Genomic DNA, 25,361 nt, shown 5'->3' with positions numbered 1-25,361 from the left:
CATGTTGACGCCCTGGTCCGCGGGATGGGGCATATCGAGAAGCGGTCGCCGGAACCGTTGAGCGAGGTGTCACGCATCGAACACCAACTCGCCCTGATCGCCCAGGCGTTTGCCGGGGCCACCCCACGCGAGGTGCTCGACACCGCCCGCAGCATCGGCAACCAGGTCGCCGACGACCACGGCGGTGTGCCGGCCGGTGAGGACCGCACCATCAACGAGTGGACTAGCACGCCCACCGACGATGGGCGGTTGGAGGTACACGCGAACCTGGACATCGTGATCGGGGAGAAACTGGTGTCGGCGATCGAATCCCTGGCCGGTAAACGCCCCGAACCCGACGGCTCCGAGGATGCCCGATCCGCGGGGCAGCGCCGTGCGGATGCGTTGGAGATGATCCTGGACGCGGCCGCACGTGCCGCCAGTTCGGGGGTCACCGAACTGGTGGCCGCACCGAAAACACACCTCAACCTGACCGTCCCGGCCGACACCCCCGATGCGGCGGCCCTGCAGTGGCTGGGCCCGATCTCGCAGACCCTGGCGAAAACCCTGTCCTGTGACGCCACCGTGACCGCGATCATCGTCGACGGCGAGAAGGTGCCGTTGGACATGGGACACCCGCAGCGCCTGTTCACTCATCATCAACGCAAAGCATTGATCGTCCGCGACCAGTGCTGCGTGAAATGCGGTGCGGCAGCAGGATATACGCAATGCCATCATCTGCACCATTGGGCCGATGGGGGTCCCACCGACCTGGACAACGGCTGCCTCCTGTGCACCTCATGTCACGCCCAAATCCACGCCTCCGGCTGGGACATCATCATGGGCGCCGACCGGCATCCCTGGCTGCTCCCACCCGTCGAGCAGGACCCGAACCGCACGCCGATACCCGCGTATAACCGCCGGACCATGCGCTTGGACGGCGTCGCCGCCTGACCGCAGGGCCCTGATAGCAGGGCCTGACCCGACCACGACCGAGCACACCTGACCAGCAGCACGTCCTGCCCCGACCGAATAGACCACCCGGGACTGCCCGGGACGCACGTTCCTTGAAAACTCCATAGTGTGAAACAGGGGCGCCCCGTGTGCCCGCCGGATCTCGGTCCGGCGGGCACACTGGTGGCGACGTGAACCCGCTACCACGGCCGAATCATCCGCTGGTCACATCTGCGGTACATGTGACACCTCTGATCGACGACAGGCCGACGAAAAGGCTTGAGCCGCAGGATGAACGGTGCCGACTTCGATCTGGTGGTGTTCGGCCTGATGATGCTCGCCCACGGGTGGGCACTCAAACACCCTCAACCCCGACGGACCCGCAGTCGGTCGATGGACTGCTTCCACATCAGTTTCACCCCAGCACCCATGTGCGCGGGGGTGATGCTGTCGCGAGCGAGCAGCGCATTGGCACGTGCGACGGTCGCCGCGGAGGCCTTGGCCGTGCTTCCCGAGTCGAACGGCGGCTCGGGGTCGTACTCGATCGCCAGTTGAATGGCCTTGGCCCGCTCCGACCCGGCGACACGGCCGGCGATCCACAATGCGAGGTCAATGCCCGCGGACACGCCTGCACACGTGATCACGTCGCCGTCGTGCACGATGCGCTCGTCGCGAACGGCAGTGGCGCCGAAGACGCGCACGGCCGACACCACCTGCCAATGCGATGTCGCCCGTCGGCCCCGCAGCAACCCGGCGGCGCCGAGGATCACCGAACCCGCACAGACAGAGGCGGTCCACGTGGCGTGTTCGTGCGCCGACCGCAACCATGCACACAGCCGTTCATCGTTGGCGTGTATCGCCACCGAGGAGCTGCCGCCCGGCACCAGCACGATGTCCGGGGTCGGAGTCTCGTCGAATGTATGGGTCGCACCGAGCACCAGCACGCCGGAGTCCGCAGTCACCGGACCCACCTCGTGCCACACGAACCGGACCTGTGACGACGGCAGCATCCGCAACACCTCGTACGGACCGACCAGGTCCAACGCCGTGAACCCCGGATAGACGACCAGGGCGACCTGGGTCATGCGGCCGGGTGATCGACGGAGGGACGTCGAAACGGCTTGAGCCGCAATACGTGACGCAACACGAACCCGAGGATCGGACGCATGAACGGGGCACCCCAGCGCCAGGGCAGGAACCCGATCCAGCGCGGTGAACCACCGATCTCCCAGATGACCGTCACCGTGCGCGACCGCGCGCCGTCGACGATGGTGAACCGTTCGGCGAAATTCTTGATCGCGAACGGCACCGACACCCCGGTGCCGGTGAGGGTGAGCCGCTCACCGTCGACGACCTCGACGACCCGCTGCCCGACGGACAGGATCGTGCCCGACATCGACCGCTCCGACCCGACGCGGACGCTGTGCCAGTCACCGTCGGGGTCCCCGGTGTCGGGCGCCCACGACGGCCCGCGCAGGAACGGCAGCGTGGTCAGGTACTCGGCCTCGGTGAGCCTCTCCCACACCTCTTTTCGTGGCAGCGGCGTGGTCTCCACAATCTTGATCGCGAACGATGCCTTGCGGTCCAGGTAGTCGTCGATCTCGTCGAGCCCCAACTCGCGGACCGCGAACCGGTTCGGTTTGGTCGCCAGTCCGTAGAGCACGATCGCTCCGGCCGCCGCGAACAGACCCAGCACGGCGAGCACCCCGACCACGACACCAACAATTGCCCAACCACTCATACTTCCCCCGTCAGCAAAGAGGCCACCCCTGTTGCCACATATATGAAACATGAGGGTAGACGAGCACGCGAAAGCGCACCGGTGATTCGGCCGATACCCTCTCTCAGCCCGCGATGAGCCGGTCGATCCGGCCCTCGAGCACCTTCACCGCCACACCCAGGCGCGCGTAGGCCTCGTTGGTGGTCTGACCGTGGTAGTAGCGGTAGTAGATCTGCTGCGCGATGACCGCGCTGCGGAACGCGCCGAACACCTCATACCACCGCCAGCGTTCCGGCGACATTTCAAAACCCATACGCTCGCAATACCGTTCGACGAACTCGGCGCGGGTCATCATGCCGGGCAGATTGGTCGGGACACGGCGCATCGCCTGCGTCATCTCGTCGTCGTCGGCCTGCACCCAGTAGGCCATGGAACCGGCGACATCCATCAGCGGGTCACCCAGCGTGGCCATCTCCCAGTCCAGGATGCCGATCACCCGTGTCACGTCGTCGCCGGCGAGGACGACGTTGTCGAGCTTGTAGTCGTTGTGGATGACGCAGTTCGCGACGTCGTCGGGCTGGTTCTCGGCCAGCCACGCCATCGCCCGCTCGTAGTCGGGCGCATCGTCGGTGCGGGCGTTGTGGAAGCGCGTCGTCCATCCTTCGACCTGCCTACGGACATAACCGAACCCCTTGCCCAGGTCGGCGAGTCCGGCGGCCTTCGGGTCCACCGAGTGCAGTTCGACGAGGACGTCGATGAAGTTCAGGCACAGCTGCCGCGCCTGCTCCGGGGATACCGACACACCCTCGGGGAACTCGGTGCCGGCGATGATGCCGTCGATCTTGCCCATCACGTAGAAGTCGGCGCCGAGCACCGACGGGTCGTCGCAGAAGGCGACCATCGGCGCGATGTAGGGCAGTACGGCCGACAGCCTGGACTGGATCCGGTACTCCCGTCCCATGTCGTGGGCGCCGCGCGCCTTGGTGCCGCGCGGCGCGTGCCGCAGGATCAGTTCGCGGTCCGGGTAGGTCAGCAGGAACGTGAGATTCGATGCGCCGCCGGAGAATTGCCGAACCGACGGCAGGCCCTCCAGTCCGGTCGAATCGTCGGCGTTCTTGCGCAACCAGTCCGCCACGCGTTCCACGTCGAACGCGTCCTCCGCCCGGACCTGCCGTGCCCCCGCCACCTGACTGCTCACCTGTGCTCCCTCCGACGACGACCCCGTGCACCGGGGCTACCCGTGAACGGTATCCCGCGTCGATTCACCGATACTTGCCGATCTCGATCCGCGCGACCACGGCGCGGTGTACCTCGTCGGGGCCATCCGCCAGTCGCAGCGAGCGGGCACCGACCCACGCCGCGGCGAGCGGGAAATCGTCGGTCAGCCCCGCACCGCCGTGCAGCTGGATGGCCAGGTCGATCACGCCGAGCGCCATGTTGGGCACCTCGACCTTGATCTCGCTGACCGCCGACACCGCCTCACGACTCAGGCTCTGGTCAAGCAGCCACGCCGCATGCAGGACCAGGAGCCGCGACCGGTTGATGGCGATGCGGGCGTCGGCGATCCGTTCGCTGTTGCCGCCGAGTTTGGCCAGCGGACGGCCGAAGGCAGTCCGTTCCAGCGCGCGCCGCACCCCGAGCTCGAGGGCTCGTTCGGCCAGCCCGATCGCCCGCATGCAGTGATGGACGCGGCCGGGACCGAGGCGGCCCTGCGCGATCTCGTTGGCGCGGCCCGGACCGAGGATGATGTTCGACGCCGGCACACGCACATTCTCGAAAGCCACTTCTCCGTGGCCGAGCGGTTCGTCGTAGTAACCCATCGTGGTGAGCATCCGCTCGACCCGCACCCCAGGCGTGTCGATCGGCACCAGCACCATCGTGTGCCGGGCGTGCCGATCGGCGGTCGGGTCGGTGACACCCATGAAGATGAGGATCTTGCAGTCCGGGTGACCGACTCCGGTGGAGAACCACTTGGTGCCGTTGACGACGACGTCGTCACCGTCGAGGACCGCGGTCGCCGCCATGTTGGTCGCATCCGACGACGCGACGGCGGGTTCGGTCATGCAGAATGCGCTGCGGATCTCGCCGGCCAGCAACGGTTCCAGCCACTCCTTGCGCTGGGCCTCCGAGCCGTAGCGCAGCAGCACCTCCATATTGCCGGTGTCGGGGGCGCCGCAGTTGAAGACGAGCGGCGCGAGCATCGACGACCCCATCGCCTCGGCGACCGGCGCGTAGTCGATGTTGGACAGTCCCTCACCGCCGTCGGTGCCGAAGTCCGCGGCGTAGCGCCCTGCGTGCGCCTTCGGCAGGAAGAGGTTCCACAGCCCGGCGGCGTGCGCTTTCGCCTTCAGCTCGTCGATGATCGGCGGCGGCGTCCAGCGTTCGATGCCCTGCTCGCGCCGTCGGGCGATGTCGTGGTGCACCTCGGCCTCGACCGGGGTGATCTCGGCGGCGATGAACGTGCGGACGCGTTCGGTCAGGTCGGCCGACCGGGGCGACGGAGCGAAGTCCATCCCCCGACCGTAGCGGCTCGGTCACCGGAGGCGGTTCATTTCCAAGTCCTACGGTCGGCTCCGCCCTCCATGTCCGACGGTCATGTCCTACGGTCGGGTTCGCCCGACACCGCCCTGGAAGCCTCACACCGCAGGGCAGTCATCGACGCCGGTGCATCCGCGCACGTCTCACGCGTGGACGTCAGGGTGAGCGGGTCGGTCGCGCGCCGTCGGCATCCAACGCGCGGACAGCCGGGCGCAGAGCGCCACCCACACTGCTCCGATCAGCCAGCCGGCGATCACGTCGGTGGTCCAGTGCACCCCGAGATATACCCGCGTGAGACCGATCGCGATCGCCCAGACGGGCGCGATCACCAGGACCAGCGGGTGATCGCGCACCCAGGCACTGAGGCGGTAGGCGACGACGGCGAGCAGCCCGAAGACGATGGTGCTCATCATCGCGTGACCGGACGGGAACGAGTGGGTGTCGATGTCGATGAGTCGGTCGGGAACGGGTGGCCGCGGCCGGGCGAAGAACTGTTTGAGCCCGATCATGAGGAGATATCCGGTCAACGATCCGACCGCGACGAGGGTCGCCGCCGCGTAGGCGCGGTACACACCGAGGGCGATCACGGCGACCACGACGACGGCGGTGAGCGCCAGTGTGTTGCCGGTCGTCGTGATCACCCGCGCGATGTCGCTCAGAGCCGGAGTGCGGGCTTCGATCACCGCGTCGGTGATCGATTGGTCGACACCCGGTGGGGTCAGCAGCACAGGTCACCGCACCCGTCGACCGGCGACAAGTCGGGCCCCAAGCCACACCCAAGAGATCCGCAAGTCATGGATTCCACCCTATCGGTGAGAAGTATCCGCCCTTTCCACCGAAAGAGACCTCCATGCACACCACCCTGCTCTATCGATTCGGGCACGCCTGCGCGGCCCACCCGTACCGGGCTCTGCTCGGCTTCGTTCTCGCACTCGGACTGTTGATCGGCGTCTCGTCGGCCGTCGGCGGTGAGACCCGCGAGAACTGGGACGTCACCGGCACCGCATCCCAGGACGGGATCGAGTTGCTCCGCGACCATGTGCCCGGCGCGGGCAACGCCTTCGCCGACGTCGTCGTGCACTCCGATCAGGGCACGCTGCCCGCCGCGGCCACCGACGACCTGCGACAGCGCCTCGCCGCTATGCCGCATGTCGCCACCGTCGCCGATCCGCGCTTCAGCGCCGACGGCGACACCGCGGTGATCGACGTCGGGTACGACGTGCCCGAGACCGACCCCTACCTGATGGGCAACGACAAGGACCTGACGGCGGCGATCGAGCCGACCCGTGCCGACGGGCTGCAGGTCGAGATGAAGGGCTCGCTACCCGAGACCGCGGCGGCTCCGATGAAGGGCCACGCGGAGATCATCGGCATCACCCTGGCACTGCTCATCATGGTGCTCGCGTTCGGGTCCGTGGTGGCGGCAGGTCTGCCGATCGCCTCGGCGATCGCCGGCCTCGTCGCGGGCTCGTCGGGCGTCATGCTGCTGTCGGCCGCCATGAACGTCAGCCCGTCGGCCCCGATGGTGGCCAGCATGGTCGGCCTCGGCGTGGGCATCGACTACGCCCTGCTGGTGGTCAGCCGGCACGTCGAGTTCCTGCGACGCGGTCACGAACCCGTCGACGCGGCCGCCGCGGCGGTGGCGACCGCCGGACGGTCCGCGGTGTTCGCCGCCACCACCGTGCTGGTCTCACTGATGGGGTTGCGTCTGGCCGGGCTGCCGACGTATTCGTCGTTCGGGTTCGCGACCGCGATCGCGGTCGTCGCGATGCTGGCGGCGACCCTCGTCGTCGTCCCCGCGCTGTGCAGGCTGGCCGGGCGTCGCATCATCCCGCGCCGCGTGCGACGGACCATGGTTGTCGGACAGCCCGATTCGACCGTCGCGGCCCGCCCGCCGCTGACCGCCCGATGGGCCGCCCGGATCGGTGCCCGCCCGGTGACGGCGATCGTGATCGCTCTGATCGCGATGCTCGCACTGGCGGCGCCGACGGTGGCGATGCGGACCTGGCCGCAGGACTCGGGCGCACAGTCGAGTGAACTCACCACCCGCAAGGCACATGACCTGATGGCCGCCGAGTTCGGTCCCGGTGTCAACGCCGACGTTCTCGTCGTCGCGCCCGCCGAGCAGGTCGGCGCCGGCGAGCTGAGGGCCGCACTCGCCACCATCGACGCCCTGCCCGGTGTCGAGGCCGTCGCCCCAGTGACCCAATCCCCCGACGGTGCACTGGATCTCGCCCCGATCACCATCGCCTACGATCCCGCCGACGAGGCGACACAGACCGTCCTCGACGACATCCGGGCCGAACTGCCCGACGGCGCCATCCTGACCGGCTACACCGCCTACCTCGACGACATCTCCACGCTGCTGCAGCACCGTCTGTGGGTGGTCATCGGGTTCGTCGTCGCCGCGTCGGTACTGCTGTTGACGGTGGTCTTCCGATCGGTCGTCATCCCGGTGAAGGCCGCGTTCATGAACCTGCTGTCGGTCGCTGCCGCCTACGGCGTCATCACCATGGTGTTCCAGTGGGGCTGGGGCTTGTCCCTGCTCGGCGTGGATCATCCGGTGGCGGTGTCGAGCTGGGTGCCGATCCTGATCTTCGCGATCCTGTTCGGCCTGTCGATGGACTACGAGGTGTTCCTGCTGTCCCGCATCCGCGAGGAATGGCTGGCGACCGGTGATGCGAAGGCCAGCGTCGTCCAGGGTCTGGCGAAGACAGGCCGAGTGATCACCACCGCCGCGGCGATCATGGTGGCGGTGTTCATCAGCTTCGCCTCCGAGACCGACATCGTGCTCAAGATGCTGGGCCTCGGGATGGCCGTCGCGGTGCTCCTCGACGCCACCGTGATCCGAATGGTGCTGGTGCCGGCCACCATGTCGCTGCTGGGGCGCTACAACTGGTGGCTTCCGACCTGGCTCGAATGGCTCCCCCGGATCGGCATCGAAGGTCCCACCGGGATCGACCGGCCGCGTACCGGCGGCGACGAGCAGCCGGAAGTCGAAGAACTGCTGCCGGCCTGAGCATTTCACCCTGACGATAACCCCGAAAGGAAGACTCTGATGACCACGACCACCCCCGCCGCCACCCGCCCGACACAACTCGTCCTGCCCGGTCAGGCCGCCGCCCCCAACGGACCGGTCGACCCGTTCATGATGTACCTGATGCATCACGCCTTCCGACGCGATCTCGCCGACTTCGCCCGGTGCGCGCCCCGCACGCCCGTCGCCGACCGCGTCACCTGGCGGCGGTTGCGCGACCGGTGGGCGGACTTCGGTGAAGTGCTGCACCACCACCACAGCGCGGAGGACCAGATCGTCTGGCCCACGCTGACCCAACGCGCCGACGCCGACGGCCGCGCGGTCCTCGACGCGATGGAGGCCGAGCACGACCTGATCGACCCGCTGCTGTCGGGCTGTGCGCTGGAGTTCGACCGGCTGGGGCGTCATCGCGACATCGCGGCCCGGGAGCGTCTGGCCGACTTGCTGGTCCGCACCCGCGACTGTCTGGGCGCGCACCTCGCGCACGAGGAGACCGAGGCGCTGGTCCTGATCCAGAGGCATTTCGACGCCGAGGACTGGGAACTGATCGAACGGCAGATCAACGGCGCCGCCGACACAGGTATCCGCGACCTGTTCCGCTTCATCCCGTGGCTGCTGAAGGGCATCGAGCGCGAGGACCGCGCGGCGATCCTCGCGAAGGTCCCCGGGGTGTTCCGGTTCCTCGCGAAGCTCGGCGAGGGCCGGTTCGCACGAGCCGAACGACGCACGTTCATCTACGACCCGGCGGCCGCGATCTGACCTGACACCGAAACATCCACCCCGCCAGACGGTTTCACCCTCGCCCGAGGGCGATCGACAGGCGGGGTGGATCGTTGTCGGTGCTTGGCTCAGCCGGCGGCGAGCTGACGGCCGATGACCAGGCGCTGGATCTGGTTGGTGCCCTCGAAGATCTGGGTGATCTTGGCCTCGCGCATATACCGCTCGACGCGGAAATCGCGGGTGTAGCCGTAGCCGCCGAGCACCTGCACCGCGTCGGTGGTCACCTTCATCGCGGCATCGGTGGCGACGAGTTTCGCGGTTGCGGCCGCTCGCGAGTACGGGCGCCCGGCGTCGCGTCGGCGGGCCGCGTCGAGGTAGGTGGCGCGCGCCGAGTCCACCGCGGCCGCCATGTCGGCGAGCAGGAACGACAGTCCCTGGTGGTCGATGATCTTGCGGCCGAACGTGGTTCGTTCCAGCGCGTACTCGACGGCGGCATCCAGCGCGGACTGTGCGAGACCGGTGGCCACCGCCGCGATCCCTAGCCGGCCGGAGTCGAGTGCGGAGAAGGCGATCTTGAGGCCATCTCCCTCGGCCCCGAGTCGACGCCCCTCGTCGATGAACGCATCGTCGTAGGTGGCCGAGGTGGTCGGGACCGCGTGCAGGCCCATCTTCTCCTCCGGCTTGCCGAAGGACAGACCGTCGGTGTCGCGGGGAACGAGGAAGCAGCTCACCCCCTTTGATCCCTCACCGGTACGGGCGAAGAGGTTGTAGACATCGGCGATACCGCCGTGGGTGATCCAGGCCTTGGCGCCGTTCACCCGGTAGCCGCCGTCGACGGGGGCGGCCTTGCAGGCGACCGCGGCGGCGTCGGATCCGGCTTGCGGTTCGGACAGGCTGTAGGCCCCGACGAGCCGGCCGTTGAGTAGATCGGGCAGCCACTGCTGCTTCTGCTCGTCGGTGCCGAAGGTGAACAGCGGGTGGCAGGCGAGACCGTGCACGCTGACCGCCACCGCCACCGCCGCCCAGCGCGCGCCGAGTTCCTCGAGGACCTGCAGGTAGACCTCGTAGGGCTGCCCGCCGCCGTCCCACTCGACCGGATACGGCAGACCGAGCAACCCCGCCTCACCCATCTCGGCGAACAGTCCGTCCGGGTACTTCTCGGCCTTCTCGTACTCGTCGACGATGGGAGCCAACCGTTTGTCGGCAAAGTCCCTGGTCAACGCGATGAGGTCGTAGGCCTCGTCGCTGGGTAGGAGTCGATCGACCGCCATGTCGGCACCTCCGAAGGAAGAGAAACAGTACTCAAGTACTTCTGATAGTACTATGTGGACCATGGCCACGGACACCTCCTTCGCCACCCGACGCCGAGGCGACCTCTTCGACCGCCTCCTGGAGTTGCTGCTCGCCGAGGGTTTCGCCCAGTTCGGCGTGGCCGACCTCGCCGCACGGCTGCGGTGTTCGAAGTCGACGCTGTACACGCTCGCCGACAGCAAGGAGCAACTCGTCGCCAAGACGGTGACCCACTTCTTCCGCTCGGCAACCGAGCAGGTGGAGGCGCGGGTCGCGCAGGAATCGGGTGCGCGGGCCAAGGTGATCGCCTACCTCATCGCCGTCGGGGATGCGTTGTCACCGGCGTCGGATGCGTTCATGACCGACCTGCACGGCCATGCCCCGACGCGTGAGCTCTACGAACGCAACACCGCCGCGGCCGCCCGGCGGGTCGGCGAGCTGATTGCCGACGGGGTCGCGACCGGCGAGTTCCGCGACGTGAACGCGGCGTTCGCCGCCGACCTCGCCGCGTCGATGATGAGCCGCATCCAGCGCCGCGACGTCGCGGCCACCACCGGCCTCGACGATGCGCAGGCCTATCGGCAGCTCGCGTCGATCCTCACGACCGGAATCGACGCTGCAGGTGGGTGATCCCGCGACCGTCGACCCACAAGTCCACGCGCACATCGTCATCGACCCCGTTGCGCCGCAACCGTATCCATAGCTCGTCGTGGAGCCTGACCTCGCCGCCGGATGGTTCGCGCCCCCATTGTGCGGCATACAGCACCGGCTCAACGTCCCCGGCGGTGACGGCTTCACCGGGATCGCGGACGACCGCGTCGAGTTCGTCACCGGCGGTGGGCAGGTCAAGGATCTCGGCGAGAGTCTCGGCGGCGTCGGTCTCGACGGGTAGCCCCGCCAGAACCATCTCCCGCGCGTCGAGCACCTGCACCAGCCATGGCCGGTCGACGACGAGCGCACGCTCGACCGCCTCACCGGAGACCGCCCGGATACGTTGCGGCACAGCGATGTCCGCGAGAGACACAGTCCCGGCCCGGACGGCCGCGACCACCGACGCGTAGACCGCGACGGCCACTCCGGGTGTGATCGTCCGGTCCCGATCGCCCAGATTCGCCAGCATGGTCTCGGCGTCGTGGGCCGATTCGACCGCGATGCCACCCAGGGCGGCGCCCAGGGCATCGGCGTGCGGATGGTCCAGCGGATCACGGACGCCCTCGACTGCGGTGTCCGACGGTGCGCGGTACCACCCCAACCGATGGCCGTCGACGACGGCGTGCCGACGCAGCCACCAGGCCGTGTAGCCATCGCGGTCGGCGAGCAGCGGCGCGGTCGTGTCGTCGGTGGCCAGCAGGGTCAGCGCCCGGGGCCAGCGACGTTCGTCGACCAGATCCAGGTCACGCACGGCGGCGAGGGTTTCCGGTGCGTCGGGTTGCGCATCCCACCACTCCTCCTCGTCGGGGAGGTCGTGGTCGGGGGCCACCGGGAGGTCGTCGACGAGGGTGAGGAAGCCCCATCCGGCGCCGAGCCGGCGGAGCACCTCGGCGCCGACCCGCTTCTCGAGGTCGGGGTCGACGGTACCGAACGGCGCGTCGTCGACGAGCACCGACGCCAGCGGGCTGTCGGCGAGCAGCAGTTCGTCGACGTTCCGCAGTTCGCCGTCGGAATCCGGTACCAGCAGCCCCGACAGCGCGTCGGGGACGGTCGCATCCGGGTCGGCGGCGAGCAGGGCGAACACCTCGTCGGCCAACTCGGCCGCCTCGTCGTCGTCGACGGTGTCGATCAACGCGGCCAGCGCCGGATCGGCCAGGGCCTGCTCGACCGAGAGAGCCTCGGCGCCCAGCCGTTCCAGCAAGGGGTGCCGGGCCTGCGGCGTCACCGTGGGGATCCAGCTGATCGGGCGGTCGATCCGGTCGGTCACGAACAGCCCGCGCGCACCGATATTCGTGCGGCCGTCCGACCGCGGGACCGGCAGCGCACCAAGCTCTTCGGCGTCGATCGCAGTGGTCACCAGAGGGGACAGCGCGGCATAGAGATCATGCCACCACGTCGGCGGGCGGTCGATGCCGGCGAGCCGTTCGGCGAGGTCGGCCAGACCGATCTCGCGAACCCCGACCGATCGCAACCGCGCGAGATCGCGCCGCTCCGAGACGTCGGGATGGGCGAGGTCACCCATGAGGGGCGCCAGGACATCCGCGAGCCCGGCCGTCAGATCCGGCAGGACGACGGCACGCTCGGGAGCCAGGTCGGTCCCGGCGACAGCGGGAAGCCAGGCATGTGTACGCAATTCGCCGAGAACCCCCGCGATGAGCGACGCGTCGTCGCGGTTGTGTGCCCGCGCCGGGACGGGGATGAGCAGCGGGCGCCATGGCGCGACGAGCGCGGCGACGAGATCGGCGTATCCCACTGCGGCCGTCTCGATGTCGGCGTCGGGGTGCAGGTGCCGACGGTCCGGGGTGAGCGCCAGGTCGGTGATGCAGAGCGCCGGCAGGGACAGCTCGATATCGGTGGGAGTGGGCGCGCGCAGCGTCGAGAGGTGGGCGATCACCGGTCCGTCGGCACCGATCTCCACCAGCCACCGGGTTCCGGATCGTGTTGCCTCGAGCCAGGTTCGGGTGTGGACACCGTGCGGCGAGTCGGTGGTGACGCCGATCCGCGACGTCCCGCCGGCGCCGCGGTCGCGCCGGATCCCCACGACCGTGTCCCCGACCCGCACCTCGGCGAGCGCCTCCAGCTCCAACAGCAGATCGGGCGCCTGATCGAGAGCCGCGGACGCCAGCACGTCGGTGTCCCCGCCCGCGCTCGGCACCAGGACGATCTCGGTGTCGTGGTCGCGCGCCGGCCCGACCTCGATCGGCCAGGCAAGGCGGAGCAACGGCGCACGGTCCACGGTGTCCGGGTCGAGGCCCGCCGCGCGGACCGCACGGGCCGTGTCGGCGCGATCGAAGGCGAACGACCCCGTCGTCGACCGGACCTCCACGCGGTCGGCCACGGCGGCGGTCGCGGTGAAACCGACACCGAACCGGCCGACCTTCCCGGGCCCCGCATCGTCGGAGGTCTTCGCCGACACCCGCAGCGCCAGCAGCGACTGCGCGCCGGCGACCGTCACCGGCGCGCCGGTGTTGGCGACATGCAGCCCTCCGTCGTCGGCCCAGATCGTCAGGCGGCCGGGCACACCCGCGGCCGCCGCGGCGTCGGCGGCGTTCGCGGCGAGTTCGGTGATGAGCCGGTCCCGGTAGCCGACGGTGACGAGGTCGTTCTCGCTCGACGAGTCCTCGGCGAAACGGGTGGGCGAGGCGCGCCAGGCGCGCAGGGTGGCCGAACGGAGATCGGCGAGCCCGAATGGATCGGGAAGTTCTGACGGATCGGCCGTCGACACGTCCGTCAGGACGTCACGTCCGCACCGGCATCCGCGGTGGCGGTGGCGGTCGCGGTGGCGGTGGCGGCGACGATCTCCAGCGCCCCGTCGTCGTAGGCGTCGTAGGTGGGGGTGCGGTCCCCCTTGGGGGCGGCCACGTCGGAATGGGCGCCGCACCCGTAACCGGCGGACACCACCTTCCCGTCGGCGGAGTATTCGTTGGCGCACACACCGAACGCCGGGCGCAGCGCACCGGCGAGCGGGAGGTAGAAGCCACATGTGGCGCACGGATACGGCGCGGCGGCGGCCATGTCGGAGTGCGGCCCGCGCTCACCGTCGTGCCAGCGGGTGGCGGCATCGTCGCGGCCCTCGCGGCTCAGCAACCGGCGGCGCCCGAGCCCGAGTTCGCCGGCGATCTGGCCGTACTCCTCGGCCTCGTCCTCGGACGCGAAACGGAACTCGTCGGCGGTGTCGATCTGATTCGGCACGAGTCGCGGATCGTCGGGTTCGGCGGCCAGCAGGTCGCCGGGCGACAGGTCCCCCGCGGCGATCCGTTCGTTCCACGGGATCCAGGCCGGCGCCAGCAGCGCACCCTCGCCGGGGAGCAGGACCACTTCGCTGACCGTGATCTCGTCGACGTCCGGTGCACCGGACACCACGACACACCACTGCCACCCGCGATAGCCGGGCAGGTCGGCCTCGAAGTAGTGCGCGGCCGCCCATTCACTCTCGGAGACCGCGTCCAGGTGCCTCCCCGGCTGCTGTCCATCGTCGACGAGCGCGGCCCGCGCCACATCGACAGCACCGAGCAACCGCTCACCGTCGAATGCAAAACTCACCCTTCCAGTGTGCAATACGGACCGGTGTCCGCGGCATCGACCCGGCATTTCGCCCGGTCGCCGTATCGAAACGCGACGGTGTCGGCCCAAGGTGGGCCCCCGGTTCTCCGGCGGGGCACGCGGGGCGCGGGCCGTGTCCCCACCCCGTCGGTGGGATGGGGGACAATTGTCGGTGTGAACCGACCCAGTCCTCGCTTCCCCCGTGGGCAGCGCGCTGAACCGACGGGGCCGGGCCCCCACGGTGGAGGTCGCGATGTGACGCCGGGCGACGACAACGATCGTCGGAGTCCGCGGCAGCATCCCGGAGCCGCGAACTATCCGGTGGACGAGAGCCGGCCGCGGCGTCCCGCGAGCGGCCGCTCCGGTCTGCGTGGCCCCGGCGACCAGGCGTATCTGCCGCCGCGGACCCACAACCCGCACCTGCCGCCGCTCGAGGGCGAGCACGGCTACGACGAGAGCGGGTACGGCCCCGGGCGCCCCGACGACACCGCCACCGACCGCTTCGGCGGTACCAAGGCGATGCCGACGGCGCAGACCCCGAATGGCGCGCCCAAGAAGCTGACCGTCACCCGCGTCGCCGCGATGCGCTCCCGGCAGCTGACCAGCCGCGGCATCGGCAAGATCTACCAGGCCGCGACCGCCGACGGCGCCGACCGGTCGGGGCTCACCGCGCTGACGCTGCCGGTGATCGTCAACTACGCGGTCGACGCCGCGATGGCGGTGGCGCTGGCCAACACACTGTTCTTCGCCGCGGCCACCGGGGAGTCGAAGACCAACGTGGGGCTCTACCTGCTGTTGACGATCGCGCCGTTCGCGTTGATCGCACCGCTGATCGGGCCGCTGCTCGACCGGCTGCAGCATGGACGCCGGATCGCCATGGCGACGACGTTCGGTCTGCGCACCGTGCTGGCGCTGCTCATCGTGACGAACTCGTCGTGGGATGCCGCGGCCGGACAACTGCAGTACGACCCGTGGGTGCTCTACCCGTGTGCGCTGGGCCTGCTGGTGCTCTCCAAATCGTTCGGGGTGCTCAAATCCGCGGTGACGCCGCGTGTGGTCCCGCCGTCGATCGACCTGCCCCGCGTCAATTCGCGGCTGACCACCTTCGGGTTGATCGGCGGAACCCTCGTCGGGGGCGGTGTCGCGGCGTTCTTCGAACTGCTGTTGGCGAAGGTGCTCCCCTTCCACGTGCCCGGCGCCATGGCGTGGTTGGCCGTCATCGCCGCGGTCGGTGCGTGGCTGTGCATGCGTATCCCCTCCTGGGTCGAGGTCACCGAAGGCGAGATCCCGACCACACTCACCTACCACGGCGAACCCGCCATGTCGTATGCCCCCGACGAGGACGGTGAGGGCCACGGAGGTCTGCGCGGCGCCCGGCGGACCGCGAACGCGCTCGCCGAGAAGATGCGGCAGCCGCTGGGCCGCAAGGTCGTCGCCGGCCTGTGGGGCAATGCCACCATCCGGATCCTCACCGGCTTCCTGACCCTCTACATCGCGTTCTATGCGAAGGCGCAGCAGGACGTGCACTCCGACTGGACGCAGCTGCTGCTGCTCGGCACGGTCGGCGTGGCGGCGGGGATCGGCAACTTCATCGGCAACGGACTGGGCACCCGGGCGGAGCTCAAGAATCCACCCCGGATCGTGGTCTGGTGCACCACGGCCTGCTTCGCCGGTGCCACGATGACCGCGATCTTCGGCAGCATCGTCGTCGCCACGATCGCGACGCTGGTCGCCTCCGGTACCAGCGCGATCGGCAAGGTGTGCCTGGATTCGTTGATCCAGGACGACCTGCCCGAGGAGTCGCGCGCCTCCGCGTTCGGGCGCTCGGAGACGGTGCTGCAGTTGGGGTGGGTGTTCGGCGCCACGCTGGGTGTCCTGCTCCCGACGACGCTGTGGATCGGGTTCACCGTCGTCGCCGTCCTGCTGGGCATCGGGCTGCTGCAGACGGTGTTGACCACTCGCGGGTCGTCCTTGCTGCCGGGTATCGGCGGGCAGCGACCCGACTACGCGGCACCGACGGTGGCGTTCATGGCCGCCGATCCGTCGAGATCCGCTGCCCGGCGCGGCGCACACGGGTCACCCGCCGAGGCGGCGACCAGGGCGCAGCCGCGGCAACCCCGCCGCCGTCGCCCGAGCGACGACACCACACGCAAGATGCCCACCGATCGCACAGGACACTAGGTACGGGACACCAGGACAGTGAACAGCGGAGACAAGAAGGCGATCGCGATCATCGCGGCCGTCGCGATCGCATTCGTCGTCATCGTCGGCGGCGCCGTCGCCATTCTGACCCGCGACCAGTGGTCGGAGGACGGCAACAACAACAACAACACCGACGACCTCTACCTGCAGCTGGCGGTCGGAGACCGTCTGGTGCGTGTGGAGCCCACCCGCATGTGCGACGTCTATCTCAAGAACTGTGAACCCAAGAACGTCGCCGACATCCACGTGCAGCAGGTGCCGGTTCCGGTGAGCGAATCGGTGATGCTGTCGGTGTCCAAGAACATCGCCAAGGAGCCGTGGAATCTGGTGGTCCAGTACCTGACTCCATGGGGACTCGACGGCACATCGCAGCCGATGCGATCGAACACGACCTACACCACCGTGCTGCACTCCACACCCGAGAGGATCCTCGTGAACATCGAGGTGCAGCTGCCCTCGGTGGTAGCGGTCCAAGGCGACGACAACGGTCTCTTCGCCCGCGGCTTTCTCGCCGCGGACACCGCCCCGCAGGGCGTGGATCTCCCGACCTCGGCCCTGGGCTGATCACCCGGGCCGCCAGGACCTGTCTCAGCGTTCGAGTTCGCGGGTGACCGCGCGGACCACCTCGGAGATGCGCTGAGAGGTCTTGCGGTCGGGATAGCGTCCCTTGCGCAGTTCCGGCTGCACCGATCCCTCGAGAAGCGTGATCAGATCGGCAACCATGCCGTGCAACTCGTCGGGGGTGTGCCGCTTGACCTCCTTGCGGGCGGCTTCACGCGCGGCCTCGCGGGTGTTCTTCGCGACGCTGGGCGCCGGCTCGAGGAGGGTGACGGTCAGCGCCTGCGGCCCACGACGACCCGCGGCCATGCCGAACTCGACCCGCTGGCCGGGCTTGAGGCCCTCCACTCCTGGGGGCAGCGCGGAAGAACGGACATAGACGTCCTCCCCGCTCTCCTGTGCGAGGAAGCCGAAGCCCTTCTCCGCGTCGTACCACTTCACCCTGCCGGTCGGCACAGCTCTCACCCTCACCTGTCACATCGGACGTCTCATGACAAAAGCGCCCCTCACCGGATCCCGGCTGGTCCTGGACGGAACCCGACTCGGTCTCCGATGAGCAGAGGCGCCTATTGACTACCCAGTTTAGCCAACGCCGATCCGGCCGGTCACCCGGATTACCCAGTGCGGCGATGACCTTGTATTCGACCACGACCCAATCGGTGACCCGGGTGCTCTACCGTTGATGTCATGGAGAGGCAATCGTCACCGCGGCTGCTGCAGGCGGCCATGATCGTCTTCGCGATCGGCCTGGCCGCGATCGCCGCGCTGTTCGTCACACCGTTGGTCACCGATGGCGGGACCGCACCCACCTTCGTCTATCTCCTGACCATGTGTGCCCCGCTCGGGTTCGTCCTGGGTCTGGTGTTCGCCCTGCGGTCCGGACGGAGGGTGCGTTGAGCCTGGAGTCCGTGGTGCCGGTCGCCGATGACCTCTCCCCGGCGACCGACTCGACCATGCTGAAGCGGGCGTTCAGCTGTTTCCCGTCGGGTGTCGTGGCGGTGTGCTGCCGCGTCACCGACGCCGACGGCTCCCCGGAACTCGCCGGGATGGCCGCCAGCGCCTTCACCACGGTCTCGCTCGATCCGCCCCTCGTCTCGCTGTGTGTGCAGAACACCTCGACCACGTGGCCGAGACTTCGATCGGCACCGTCCATCGGGGTGAGCGTGTTCGCGAGCGATCAGTCCGCGCTGTGCCGCCAACTCGCCGGACCGGCGGAGGACCGGTTCGCCGGGATCACCCCGCTGGCCACCGACGACGGCGCGGTGTTCATCCCCGACACGGCCGCGACCCTGTCGTGTTCGCTGTTCCACGAGATCCCGGCCGGCGACCACACCGTCGTGCTGTTGCGCATCGAGGCGCTGCACTGCGATCCGGGTGTCGAACCGCTTGTGTTCCACGCCAGCACGTTTCGCGCGCTGGAAGCACGAAGGGACGCGTCATGACCATCGTCGCGCTCGGGTTGCCCTCCACACCGTCGTCACACCACGCAGCTCCTGCCGATGTGCCGAGCACCGGGCCGCTGCGCGACCGCTTCGGTCGCACGGTGCGGGACCTGCGGGTGTCGGTGACCGACCGGTGCAATCTGCGCTGCACCTACTGCATGCCCGCCGAGGGGCTCGACTGGCTCGGATCGGAGTCGCTGCTTTCCACCGCCGAGCTGATCCGGGTGATCACCGTCGCGGTGCGTGACCTCGGTATCGAGACGATCCGCTTCACCGGCGGCGAACCGCTGCTGCGTCGGGACCTCGAGGATCTGATCGGGGCGGTGTCGTCGTTGCCGTCGCACCCCGAGATCGCGCTGACCACCAACGGCCTCGGCCTGACCCACCGGATCGACGGGCTCGTCGCGGCCGGCCTGCGGCGCATCAACGTCTCCCTCGACACCGTCGACCCCGCCCGGTTCGCCGAGATCACCCGCCGCGATCGTCTGCACGACGTCATCGACGGTCTCGCGGCGGCCCGCGGCGCCGGCGTGCACCCGATCAAGGTGAACGCGGTGGCGGCAGACCACAGCGACCTCGATCGCCTCCCCGACCTGCTCGGCTTCTGTCTCGAGCACGGCTACCAGCTACGGATCATCGAGCAGATGCCGCTCGACGCCGACCACCGCTGGGACCGGTCGTCGATGGTCACCGCCGACGAGATCCTCGCCGCCCTGCACCGCCGGTACCGTCTACTGCCCGATCCCCGCCCGCGCGGCAGTGCTCCGGCCACGACCTGGCTGGTCGACGGTCATCTCGTCGACGGCGAGCCGGCGCGCGTCGGGGTCATCGCATCGGTGACGCGACCGTTCTGCGGCGACTGTGACCGCGCCCGGCTCACCGCCGACGGCGCGCTGCGCAACTGCCTGTTCGCCGAGTCCGAGACCGACCTGCGTCCCCTGCTGCGCAGCGGCCTTTCCGACGACGAGCTCGACGCGGCCATCGCCGAACGCTGGCGCGGCAACGCCTGGGTCAAAGCCCCCGGCCACGGCGTCAACCGGCCCGACTTCCACCAACCGACCCGGCCGATGTCGGCCATCGGAGGCTGACCGCGGATGCAGATCACCATCCGGTACTTCGCTGCCGCGCGCGCCGCGGCGGGTGCGGATTCGACGGTTGTCGACGTGACCGCCGATACCACCCTCGGCGACCTGGAGACGACCCTCGCCCGCGACAATCCCGACCTCCGGAGTGTGCTGGCGCGCTGTTCCTACCTCCGCGACTCCATCGCCCTCTGCGATCGGACCGTCGCCCTCGGGGCCTGCGAGACGATCGACGTTCTGCCCCCGTTTGCCGGCGGCTGAGGCCGACACGCCACTGTGAGCTTCCTCACATAACGCTTCGATAACGAGATGGCCACAACTCGACTATCGGCCCCTGAGCAGGACGTACGCCGAAACTGGGTCGAAAGTCCCGATTTCCCACCGAAAATTGGCTTGCCAACAACGTGATTCGGACCCCGAGACGCCGTACTGTAACCAGGGACCGCTCAGGGTGGTCACGAACAAGTAACCAAATGCATACCGTTCCGTCGGCCGCGCCGAGCCTCGCTCCGCCACGGAACGTACCTGGAACGAGATCTGGGAGCGAGGACGGGGGACCCACTCTCCCGGCAGAGATCGGGCGTCACGACGACGTCCTTGGGGTTAAGTCCCGGCCGATCACGGATCGCGTCGGGGCCGGGCAGCCTCTCGCCCGAACCCGACAGCTGACTTCGTAGGCGCGTGGAGAGAGGAAGCACCCAACATGTCCGGACGTCATCGCAAACCGTCGACTGCCTCGACCACCAAGACCTTCGCCAAGGTCGCCCTGACCGGCGCCGTCCTCGGCGGCGGAGCGGCCCTGCTGGGCACCGGTTCGGCCAACGCCGCGACCGATGCCGAATGGAACAAGGTCGCACAGTGCGAGTCGGGCGGCAACTGGGCCATCAACACCGGCAACGGCTACCAGGGCGGTCTGCAGTTCAGCCCGAGCACCTGGGCCGGCCACGGCGGCACCGAATTCGCCCCGTCCGCCGACCAGGCCACCCGCGAACAGCAGATCGTCGTCGCCGAGCGCGTGCTTGCCACCCAGGGCAAGGGTGCGTGGCCGGTGTGCGGCACGGGCCTCTCCGGTGCCACCCATCGCACCGCGCCCGCCGCCCAGCCGCGTCTGGAACTCCCCAAGCTGCCGCCGGCACCGTTCAGCTGGACCACCGCCCCCGACGCGCACACCACCTCCGACGTGACCAAGCAGGTCGACAGCGCGGTCAACCAGGCTCAGAAGAACGGCAGGATCGCCCCCGAGGTCAAGGACCTGTGGGAGGCCGCCAAGAACGTCGGCTACGAGCTCACCCCGGACCAGATCAAGCTCTTCAACGAGCACAAGGATCAGCTGCCGATGCCGTGACCCGGCACCGCTCGGTCACCGTCGCGTGACCCCGCCCGACTGACGGGCCCCAGCGAAGGGCCCCGCACGATGAGTAATCCGTGCGGGGTCCTTTTCCAATTTCTGCCCCACCACAGTGGCCTTGATACGCGGCTCCTGCGTCGCCGCTACTCGACCAGCTGGTGGGCGGATCGCCTCGACCAGCGAGTGGGAGCCTTGGCCTACTTACGCCGAGCCGACCCATTCGTCGGTGCCGTCGCCGAACCACTGGTGCTTCCACACCGGCAGCTGCGCCTTGACCTCGTCGACGAGGCGGGAGCAGGTGTCGAAAGCGGCCCGACGATGGTCTGCGGCGACCGCCACCACGAACGCGACGTCGCCCACGGCGAGATCCCCGACCCGATGCGACACGGCGACGGCCCGTACTCCCGTCGCATCCTCGGCGACGGCGCCGACGACGTCGGCAAGGATCTGCGGCGCGGTCGGGTGCGCCGAGTAGACGAGCCGGGTGACCTCGCGCCCGCCGTCGTGGTTGCGCACCGCACCGACGAACCCGACGATCGCTCCGGCGGCGCCGCCCGCGGCATCGGTGACCAGCGCCTCGTGGCTGGGAAGGTCGATGGCGGTCTCGGCCAGGGCGGCACGGACGACCCGCACTCGGGCATCTGGTGTGGTCATCAGTGGTCACCGCCTCGGATCTGGTCGAGCGCATGATCGAGCACGCGGTCGAGCACCGAGAGTCCGTCCCGCACACCCCCGGGCGAGCCGGGCAGGTTCACGACGAGCGTGGAGGACGCCACCCCCGCCGTACCGCGGGACAACACCGCGGTGGGTACCTTCGGCAGTCCCGCCGAGCGGATGGCGTCGGCGAGGCCCGGAATCTCGATGTCGAGCAGAGCTCGGGTCTCCTCCGGTGTCCGGTCGGTCGGCGTGATGCCCGTTCCGCCCGTGGTGACGATCAGGTCCGCGTCGGCGTAGATTCCCGCCCGTATGGCGGCGCCTACCGGCGGGCCGTCGGATACCACGATCAATTCGTCGACCACGAAGCCCCGCTCGGTCAGCCAGTCGCTGATGATGGGGCCCCCTCGGTCGAGGTATTCGCCGCGACTGGCCCGCGTCGAGGCGACCACGACCCGCGCGATCCGCGGGCGACCATGCATTTTCGGTTCAGTCACGTGTCCACGTTCCCGATTTGCCGCCGGTCTTCTCGAGGAGGCGGACGTCGTCCATCCGGGCGCGGCGGTCGACCGCCTTCACCATGTCGTGCAACGTGAGGCCGGTGACGGCGACGGCGGTGAGCGCCTCCATCTCCACACCGGTCTGACCGCTGGTCGCGACGATGGCGGTGACGTCGATGTGATCGTCGGCGATCGCGAAATCGATCTCGACCGACGACAGCGCCAGCTGATGGCACAGCGGGATCAGCTCATCGGTGCGTTTCGCGGCCATGATGCCGGCGATCCGTGCCGTGGCCAGGACATCGCCTTTGGGCAGATTGCCCTCGGCGAGCAGCGCGATGACCTCGGTGGTGGTGTGAAAGGTTCCCCCGGCGACGGCGCGCCGTGCGGTCCGCGCCTTGCCGCCGACGTCGACCATCCGCGCCGCGCCGGTGGAGTCGATGTGACTCAACCCGCCGTCGCTGGATCCGATCGGCGCGGGCGACCGGTGCTGGTCGGACACCCGCTCGTCAGCGGTTGATGACCGTCTTCGGCTGGAGGTAGGGCAACTCGTCGAGCGGCACCGGCAACTCGGTGTCGCCGAAGGGTGACAGGGCACCGGACAGACCGGCCGCGAACTCGGAGACCGCGTGGTGGTGTTCGCCGTCGGAATCCTTGGGCCAGCCGTTGTCGATGTACTTCTTCTTCTCAGCCACGGGCATATTGTGCCATGTGCGCTACGGGACCGTCCCACCGAAACCTCATGTCCCGTCACGCTCAGTAGAATCGATCGGATGACCGCCGATCACCAGGGCGTAAGCCTCGCCGACGATCTGGCGCAGCGCAGCGACGACGAACTCACCGATCTGTTGATCGCACGGCCAGATCTCGCGTCCCCGCCACCGGCCGGGACCGGCGTGCTCGCCTCACGGGCGCTGTCGGCGGCATCGTCGGCGCTCGCCGGCGACGACCTGGACCTGTTGTCGGTGGCCGTCCTCGAACAAGCGATCGCGCTCGGCACCGACCACCACGCGCGGAGATCCGTCGTGACCAGCATCGATGCGATCGCCGACGCATTGTCCGGTCGCACCGACACCGGTGCGGTCACCGCTCGTGTGGACCTGTTGCGGCGGCGCGCGTTGCTCTGGGGCCCCGACGACGCGTTACGCACGGGGGCCCACGCCCCGGCCGCATTGCCATGGCGCGGCCATCACCTGAGCGGCCCGCTCGCGACCGCATCCGTCGAGGACCTGCGTGCCCGACTCGATGACCTCGACGAGCGCGAACGCGGCCTGCTCGAGACCCTGTCGAAGGGTCCGGCGCTGGGCCGCAGCCGCGACGCCGCCCCCGACGCCGATCCCGACAAGCCGGTCGCGCGGCTCATCGCGGCCGGTCTACTCGCCCGCATCGACGAGCAAACGGTGGAACTGCCCCCGACGTTGGGTCAGCTGCTGCGCGGTGAACCCCCGCTGCCCGTCGACGACCTGAGACCGCCCGAGCTGCACGATCCGGATGCCAAGCGGCGGTTCTCCCCGGCCGCGATCGACGCCGCGGCCGGGGGTGAGGCGCTCGAACTGATCCGGCACACGACCTCGGTGATCACCGCACTCGGCGCCACGCCGGCGGCCGTGCTGCGGTCGGGTGCGCTCGGCGTGCGGGAACTGCGGCGGCTGGCGAAGGTCACCGGGCTGGAACTGCCGCGCCTGGCACTCATCGTCGAAATCCTCGCCTATCTGCGCTACATCGACGCCGGATTCCCCGATCCGCCACCGCCCGGCGACACCGGCGAGCACGCGTTCGCGCCGACGCCGGCCGCCGACACCTGGCTGCACCAGTCCCCCGACCGGCAGTGGTCGGCACTGCTCGGCGGCTGGTTGGACATGCCGCGGCGGGCCTGGCAGGTCGGTGAACCCGACCGCGACGGCAACGCCCACCCGGCGCTGTCGGGCGAGTTGCACGACGCCTTCGCCCCGGCACAACGTCGGATCGTGTTGGAGACCCTGGCCGCGGCGAGCCCGGCGATCCCTGTCGACACCGATGCGCTGGTCGTGGTCCTCGGCTGGCATCGTCCCCGACAGATCCGCCGCTTCTCCCGCCGGATCGTCGACGAAACACTGAGGGAGGCACGCGAACTCGGTGTCGTTGCGCACGGGTCGCTGACCGGGGTGGGGCGCACGGTGATCGCCGGCCACGACACCGGCGAGGCTGACAAACGTACCCTCGAGGCGATGCACGCGGCACTGCCCGAGCCCGTCGACCATTTTCTCGCCCAGGCCGACCTGACCCTGATGGTGCCTGGGCCGATGACGCCGGAGCTGGCCGAGCAGGTGGAGTTGGTGGCCGACCTCGAATCCGGTGGCGCGGCCTCGGTATACCGGGTCTCCGACCACAGCGTGCGACGCGCGCTGGACGCCGGCCGCAGCAGCAGCGAACTGATCGCCATGTTCACCGCACACTCACGCACCCCGGTGCCGCAGTCGTTGACGTATCTGATCGAGGACGTCGCGCGCCGGCACGGACAGTTGCGGGTCGGGGTGGCGTCGTCCTTCGTCCGTTGCGAGGACGCCACCACCCTGGCCGCGGTGTTGCGCAGCCCCGTGGGCGAGCATCTCGCGTTGCGGGCACTGGCCTCCACGGTCGCGGTGTCACCGGCCGACGTCCGCGACGTCATCGACCAGTTGCGCGCCGCCGGGTTCGCGCCCGCCGGCGAGGACTCGTCGGGAACGGTCGTCGATCTGCGGGAACGCGGTAGCCGGGTCACCGCGACACGGCAACGCCGCCACGGTCCGCCGCGGCGCGCGGTCCCCTCCCCCGACCAGCTCCGGTCGGTCATCACGCGGATGCGGTCGGCGGATCGGGCGGACTCGGCGCGGCCCGCCGCGGGCGCATCGTCGGGGCCGGTGCGCGCCGTCGGCGGAGGCGAGTCGGCCTCTGCGCTCATCCAGCTGGCGTTGCGCCTCAAGCGGCGCCTGCGGGTCGACTATGTCGACGCACACGGATCGGCGAGCCGGCACGTCGTCACACCGCACGCGCTCGGGGCCGGGCAGCTGGTCGCCGTGGATGCCGGCTCGGACACCGAGCAACGGTTCTCCCTGCACCGGGTCACGAGCGTCGAATTGCTGGAGGACTGAATCCCGCGACGCCCCGCGCCGGCAACCGTGACC

At 69.3% G+C, this 25,361-nt stretch carries 25 protein-coding genes and 1 riboswitch; of the genes, 12 read left to right on the top strand and 13 right to left on the bottom strand.

The window, feature by feature from the left end:
- On the top strand, positions 1 to 933 hold a 933-nt coding region (locus GORHZ_RS03285), incomplete at its 5' end, for an HNH endonuclease signature motif containing protein (protein ID WP_006330391.1).
- 365 nt (positions 934 to 1,298) lie between these two features.
- Here GORHZ_RS03285 and GORHZ_RS03280 read toward each other — a convergent pair.
- The 5 genes from GORHZ_RS03280 to GORHZ_RS03260 form a co-directional block, all read right to left on the bottom strand.
- Positions 1,299 to 2,018: a DJ-1/PfpI family protein gene (locus GORHZ_RS03280; protein WP_006330390.1), complete on the bottom strand. Its 720-nt coding sequence runs from the start codon at positions 2,016 to 2,018 to the stop codon at positions 1,299 to 1,301.
- Positions 2,015 to 2,674, bottom strand: a complete 660-nt coding sequence (locus GORHZ_RS03275; protein WP_040529965.1) for a hypothetical protein — start codon at positions 2,672 to 2,674, stop codon at positions 2,015 to 2,017. Before GORHZ_RS03275 ends, GORHZ_RS03280 begins: the two co-directional genes overlap by 4 nt.
- Positions 2,675 to 2,777: 103 nt before the next feature.
- Positions 2,778 to 3,851: a phosphotransferase family protein gene (locus tag GORHZ_RS03270; protein ID WP_006330387.1), complete on the bottom strand. Its 1,074-nt coding sequence runs from the start codon at positions 3,849 to 3,851 to the stop codon at positions 2,778 to 2,780.
- 64 nt (positions 3,852 to 3,915) lie between these two features.
- Positions 3,916 to 5,166, bottom strand: coding sequence for an acyl-CoA dehydrogenase family protein (locus GORHZ_RS03265; RefSeq protein WP_006330385.1), 1,251 nt, complete (start codon positions 5,164 to 5,166; stop codon positions 3,916 to 3,918).
- A 168-nt stretch (positions 5,167 to 5,334) separates the two neighbouring features.
- Complete coding sequence (locus GORHZ_RS03260) at positions 5,335 to 5,919, bottom strand: phosphatase PAP2 family protein (protein WP_006330384.1); 585 nt, start codon at positions 5,917 to 5,919, stop codon at positions 5,335 to 5,337.
- A 122-nt stretch (positions 5,920 to 6,041) separates the two neighbouring features.
- Here GORHZ_RS03260 and GORHZ_RS03255 point away from each other — a divergent pair, with 122 nt between their 5' ends.
- Together GORHZ_RS03255 and GORHZ_RS03250 are read left to right on the top strand one after the other, a co-directional pair.
- Positions 6,042 to 8,210 carry an MMPL family transporter gene (locus GORHZ_RS03255; RefSeq protein WP_006330383.1) on the top strand — a complete coding sequence of 723 codons (2,169 nt, stop codon included), beginning with the start codon at positions 6,042 to 6,044 and terminating at the stop codon, positions 8,208 to 8,210.
- Positions 8,211 to 8,249: 39 nt separating this feature from the next.
- Positions 8,250 to 8,987 carry a hemerythrin domain-containing protein gene (locus GORHZ_RS03250; protein WP_006330382.1) on the top strand — a complete coding sequence of 246 codons (738 nt, stop codon included), beginning with the start codon at positions 8,250 to 8,252 and terminating at the stop codon, positions 8,985 to 8,987.
- A gap of 89 nt (positions 8,988 to 9,076) precedes the next feature.
- Here the strand turns inward: GORHZ_RS03250 and GORHZ_RS03245 are convergent, their stop codons facing one another.
- Positions 9,077 to 10,219: an acyl-CoA dehydrogenase family protein gene (locus GORHZ_RS03245; protein WP_006330381.1), complete on the bottom strand. Its 1,143-nt coding sequence runs from the start codon at positions 10,217 to 10,219 to the stop codon at positions 9,077 to 9,079.
- Between the two features lie 61 nt (positions 10,220 to 10,280).
- On the opposite strand from GORHZ_RS03245, the gene GORHZ_RS03240 reads away from it, so the two are divergent.
- Positions 10,281 to 10,868, top strand: coding sequence for a TetR/AcrR family transcriptional regulator (locus tag GORHZ_RS03240; protein WP_006330380.1), 588 nt, complete (start codon positions 10,281 to 10,283; stop codon positions 10,866 to 10,868).
- On the opposite strand, the gene GORHZ_RS03235 is transcribed toward GORHZ_RS03240, so the two are convergent.
- On the bottom strand, positions 10,837 to 13,614 hold the full coding sequence (locus GORHZ_RS03235) for a sacsin N-terminal ATP-binding-like domain-containing protein (RefSeq protein ID WP_006330379.1): 2,778 nt from the start codon (positions 13,612 to 13,614) through the stop codon (positions 10,837 to 10,839). The genes GORHZ_RS03240 and GORHZ_RS03235 overlap by 32 nt on opposite strands.
- A 5-nt stretch (positions 13,615 to 13,619) precedes the next feature.
- A complete protein-coding gene (locus GORHZ_RS03230) occupies positions 13,620 to 14,432 on the bottom strand; it encodes a DUF3027 domain-containing protein (protein ID WP_006330378.1) in 813 nt (270 codons plus the stop codon).
- 255 nt (positions 14,433 to 14,687) lie between these two features.
- On the opposite strand from GORHZ_RS03230, the gene GORHZ_RS03225 reads away from it, so the two are divergent.
- On the top strand, positions 14,688 to 16,613 hold the full coding sequence (locus GORHZ_RS03225) for an MFS transporter (protein WP_006330377.1): 1,926 nt from the start codon (positions 14,688 to 14,690) through the stop codon (positions 16,611 to 16,613).
- 18 nt (positions 16,614 to 16,631) lie between these two features.
- The gene (locus GORHZ_RS03220; RefSeq protein ID WP_006330376.1) at positions 16,632 to 17,198 is read left to right on the top strand and encodes a DUF2771 family protein; all 567 of its coding nucleotides are present in this window, start codon (positions 16,632 to 16,634) and stop codon (positions 17,196 to 17,198) included.
- Between the two features lie 24 nt (positions 17,199 to 17,222).
- Here the strand turns inward: GORHZ_RS03220 and GORHZ_RS03215 are convergent, their stop codons facing one another.
- Positions 17,223 to 17,648: a cold-shock protein gene (locus GORHZ_RS03215; protein WP_006330375.1), complete on the bottom strand. Its 426-nt coding sequence runs from the start codon at positions 17,646 to 17,648 to the stop codon at positions 17,223 to 17,225.
- Positions 17,649 to 17,879: 231 nt separating this feature from the next.
- Here GORHZ_RS03215 and GORHZ_RS03210 point away from each other — a divergent pair, with 231 nt between their 5' ends.
- From GORHZ_RS03210 to GORHZ_RS03190, 5 genes are all read left to right on the top strand, one after another.
- Positions 17,880 to 18,089, top strand: coding sequence for a hypothetical protein (locus GORHZ_RS03210; RefSeq protein ID WP_006330374.1), 210 nt, complete (start codon positions 17,880 to 17,882; stop codon positions 18,087 to 18,089).
- A 56-nt stretch (positions 18,090 to 18,145) separates the two neighbouring features.
- Positions 18,146 to 18,634: a flavin reductase family protein gene (locus GORHZ_RS03205; RefSeq protein ID WP_051998738.1), complete on the top strand. Its 489-nt coding sequence runs from the start codon at positions 18,146 to 18,148 to the stop codon at positions 18,632 to 18,634.
- Positions 18,631 to 19,722: a GTP 3',8-cyclase MoaA gene (gene moaA, locus GORHZ_RS03200; RefSeq protein ID WP_006330372.1), complete on the top strand. Its 1,092-nt coding sequence runs from the start codon at positions 18,631 to 18,633 to the stop codon at positions 19,720 to 19,722. The genes GORHZ_RS03205 and moaA overlap by 4 nt, the downstream gene beginning before the upstream one ends.
- A 6-nt stretch (positions 19,723 to 19,728) precedes the next feature.
- The gene (locus tag GORHZ_RS03195; RefSeq protein ID WP_006330371.1) at positions 19,729 to 19,977 is read left to right on the top strand and encodes a MoaD/ThiS family protein; all 249 of its coding nucleotides are present in this window, start codon (positions 19,729 to 19,731) and stop codon (positions 19,975 to 19,977) included.
- 258 nt (positions 19,978 to 20,235) lie between these two features.
- A riboswitch (cyclic di-AMP (ydaO/yuaA leader) is annotated at positions 20,236 to 20,412 on the top strand.
- A 7-nt stretch (positions 20,413 to 20,419) separates the two neighbouring features.
- Complete coding sequence (locus GORHZ_RS03190; RefSeq protein WP_006330370.1) at positions 20,420 to 21,061, top strand: transglycosylase family protein; 642 nt, start codon at positions 20,420 to 20,422, stop codon at positions 21,059 to 21,061.
- A 204-nt stretch (positions 21,062 to 21,265) separates the two neighbouring features.
- Here the strand turns inward: GORHZ_RS03190 and GORHZ_RS03185 are convergent, their stop codons facing one another.
- From GORHZ_RS03185 to GORHZ_RS03170, 4 genes are read right to left on the bottom strand one after another with little or no spacing between them, the layout of a single operon-like run.
- Positions 21,266 to 21,718, bottom strand: a complete 453-nt coding sequence (locus GORHZ_RS03185; RefSeq protein WP_006330369.1) for a molybdenum cofactor biosynthesis protein MoaE — start codon at positions 21,716 to 21,718, stop codon at positions 21,266 to 21,268.
- On the bottom strand, positions 21,718 to 22,200 hold the full coding sequence (locus GORHZ_RS03180; RefSeq protein WP_083877176.1) for a MogA/MoaB family molybdenum cofactor biosynthesis protein: 483 nt from the start codon (positions 22,198 to 22,200) through the stop codon (positions 21,718 to 21,720). The genes GORHZ_RS03185 and GORHZ_RS03180 overlap by 1 nt, the downstream gene beginning before the upstream one ends.
- A gap of 7 nt (positions 22,201 to 22,207) precedes the next feature.
- Positions 22,208 to 22,720: a cyclic pyranopterin monophosphate synthase MoaC gene (gene moaC, locus GORHZ_RS03175; protein WP_006330367.1), complete on the bottom strand. Its 513-nt coding sequence runs from the start codon at positions 22,718 to 22,720 to the stop codon at positions 22,208 to 22,210.
- 7 nt (positions 22,721 to 22,727) lie between these two features.
- Complete coding sequence (locus tag GORHZ_RS03170; RefSeq protein WP_006330366.1) at positions 22,728 to 22,919, bottom strand: hypothetical protein; 192 nt, start codon at positions 22,917 to 22,919, stop codon at positions 22,728 to 22,730.
- A gap of 72 nt (positions 22,920 to 22,991) precedes the next feature.
- On the opposite strand from GORHZ_RS03170, the gene GORHZ_RS03165 reads away from it, so the two are divergent.
- Positions 22,992 to 25,328, top strand: coding sequence for a helicase-associated domain-containing protein (locus GORHZ_RS03165; RefSeq protein ID WP_006330365.1), 2,337 nt, complete (start codon positions 22,992 to 22,994; stop codon positions 25,326 to 25,328).
- Positions 25,329 to 25,361: the final 33 nt, after the last annotated feature.

The organism is Gordonia rhizosphera NBRC 16068 (assembly GCF_000298195.1).
GTDB classification, from domain to species: Bacteria; Actinomycetota; Actinomycetes; order Mycobacteriales; family Mycobacteriaceae; genus Gordonia; species Gordonia rhizosphera.
Note: the sequence above shows the minus strand (reverse complement) of the source record. Positions and strands in the feature narration are given on the sequence as shown.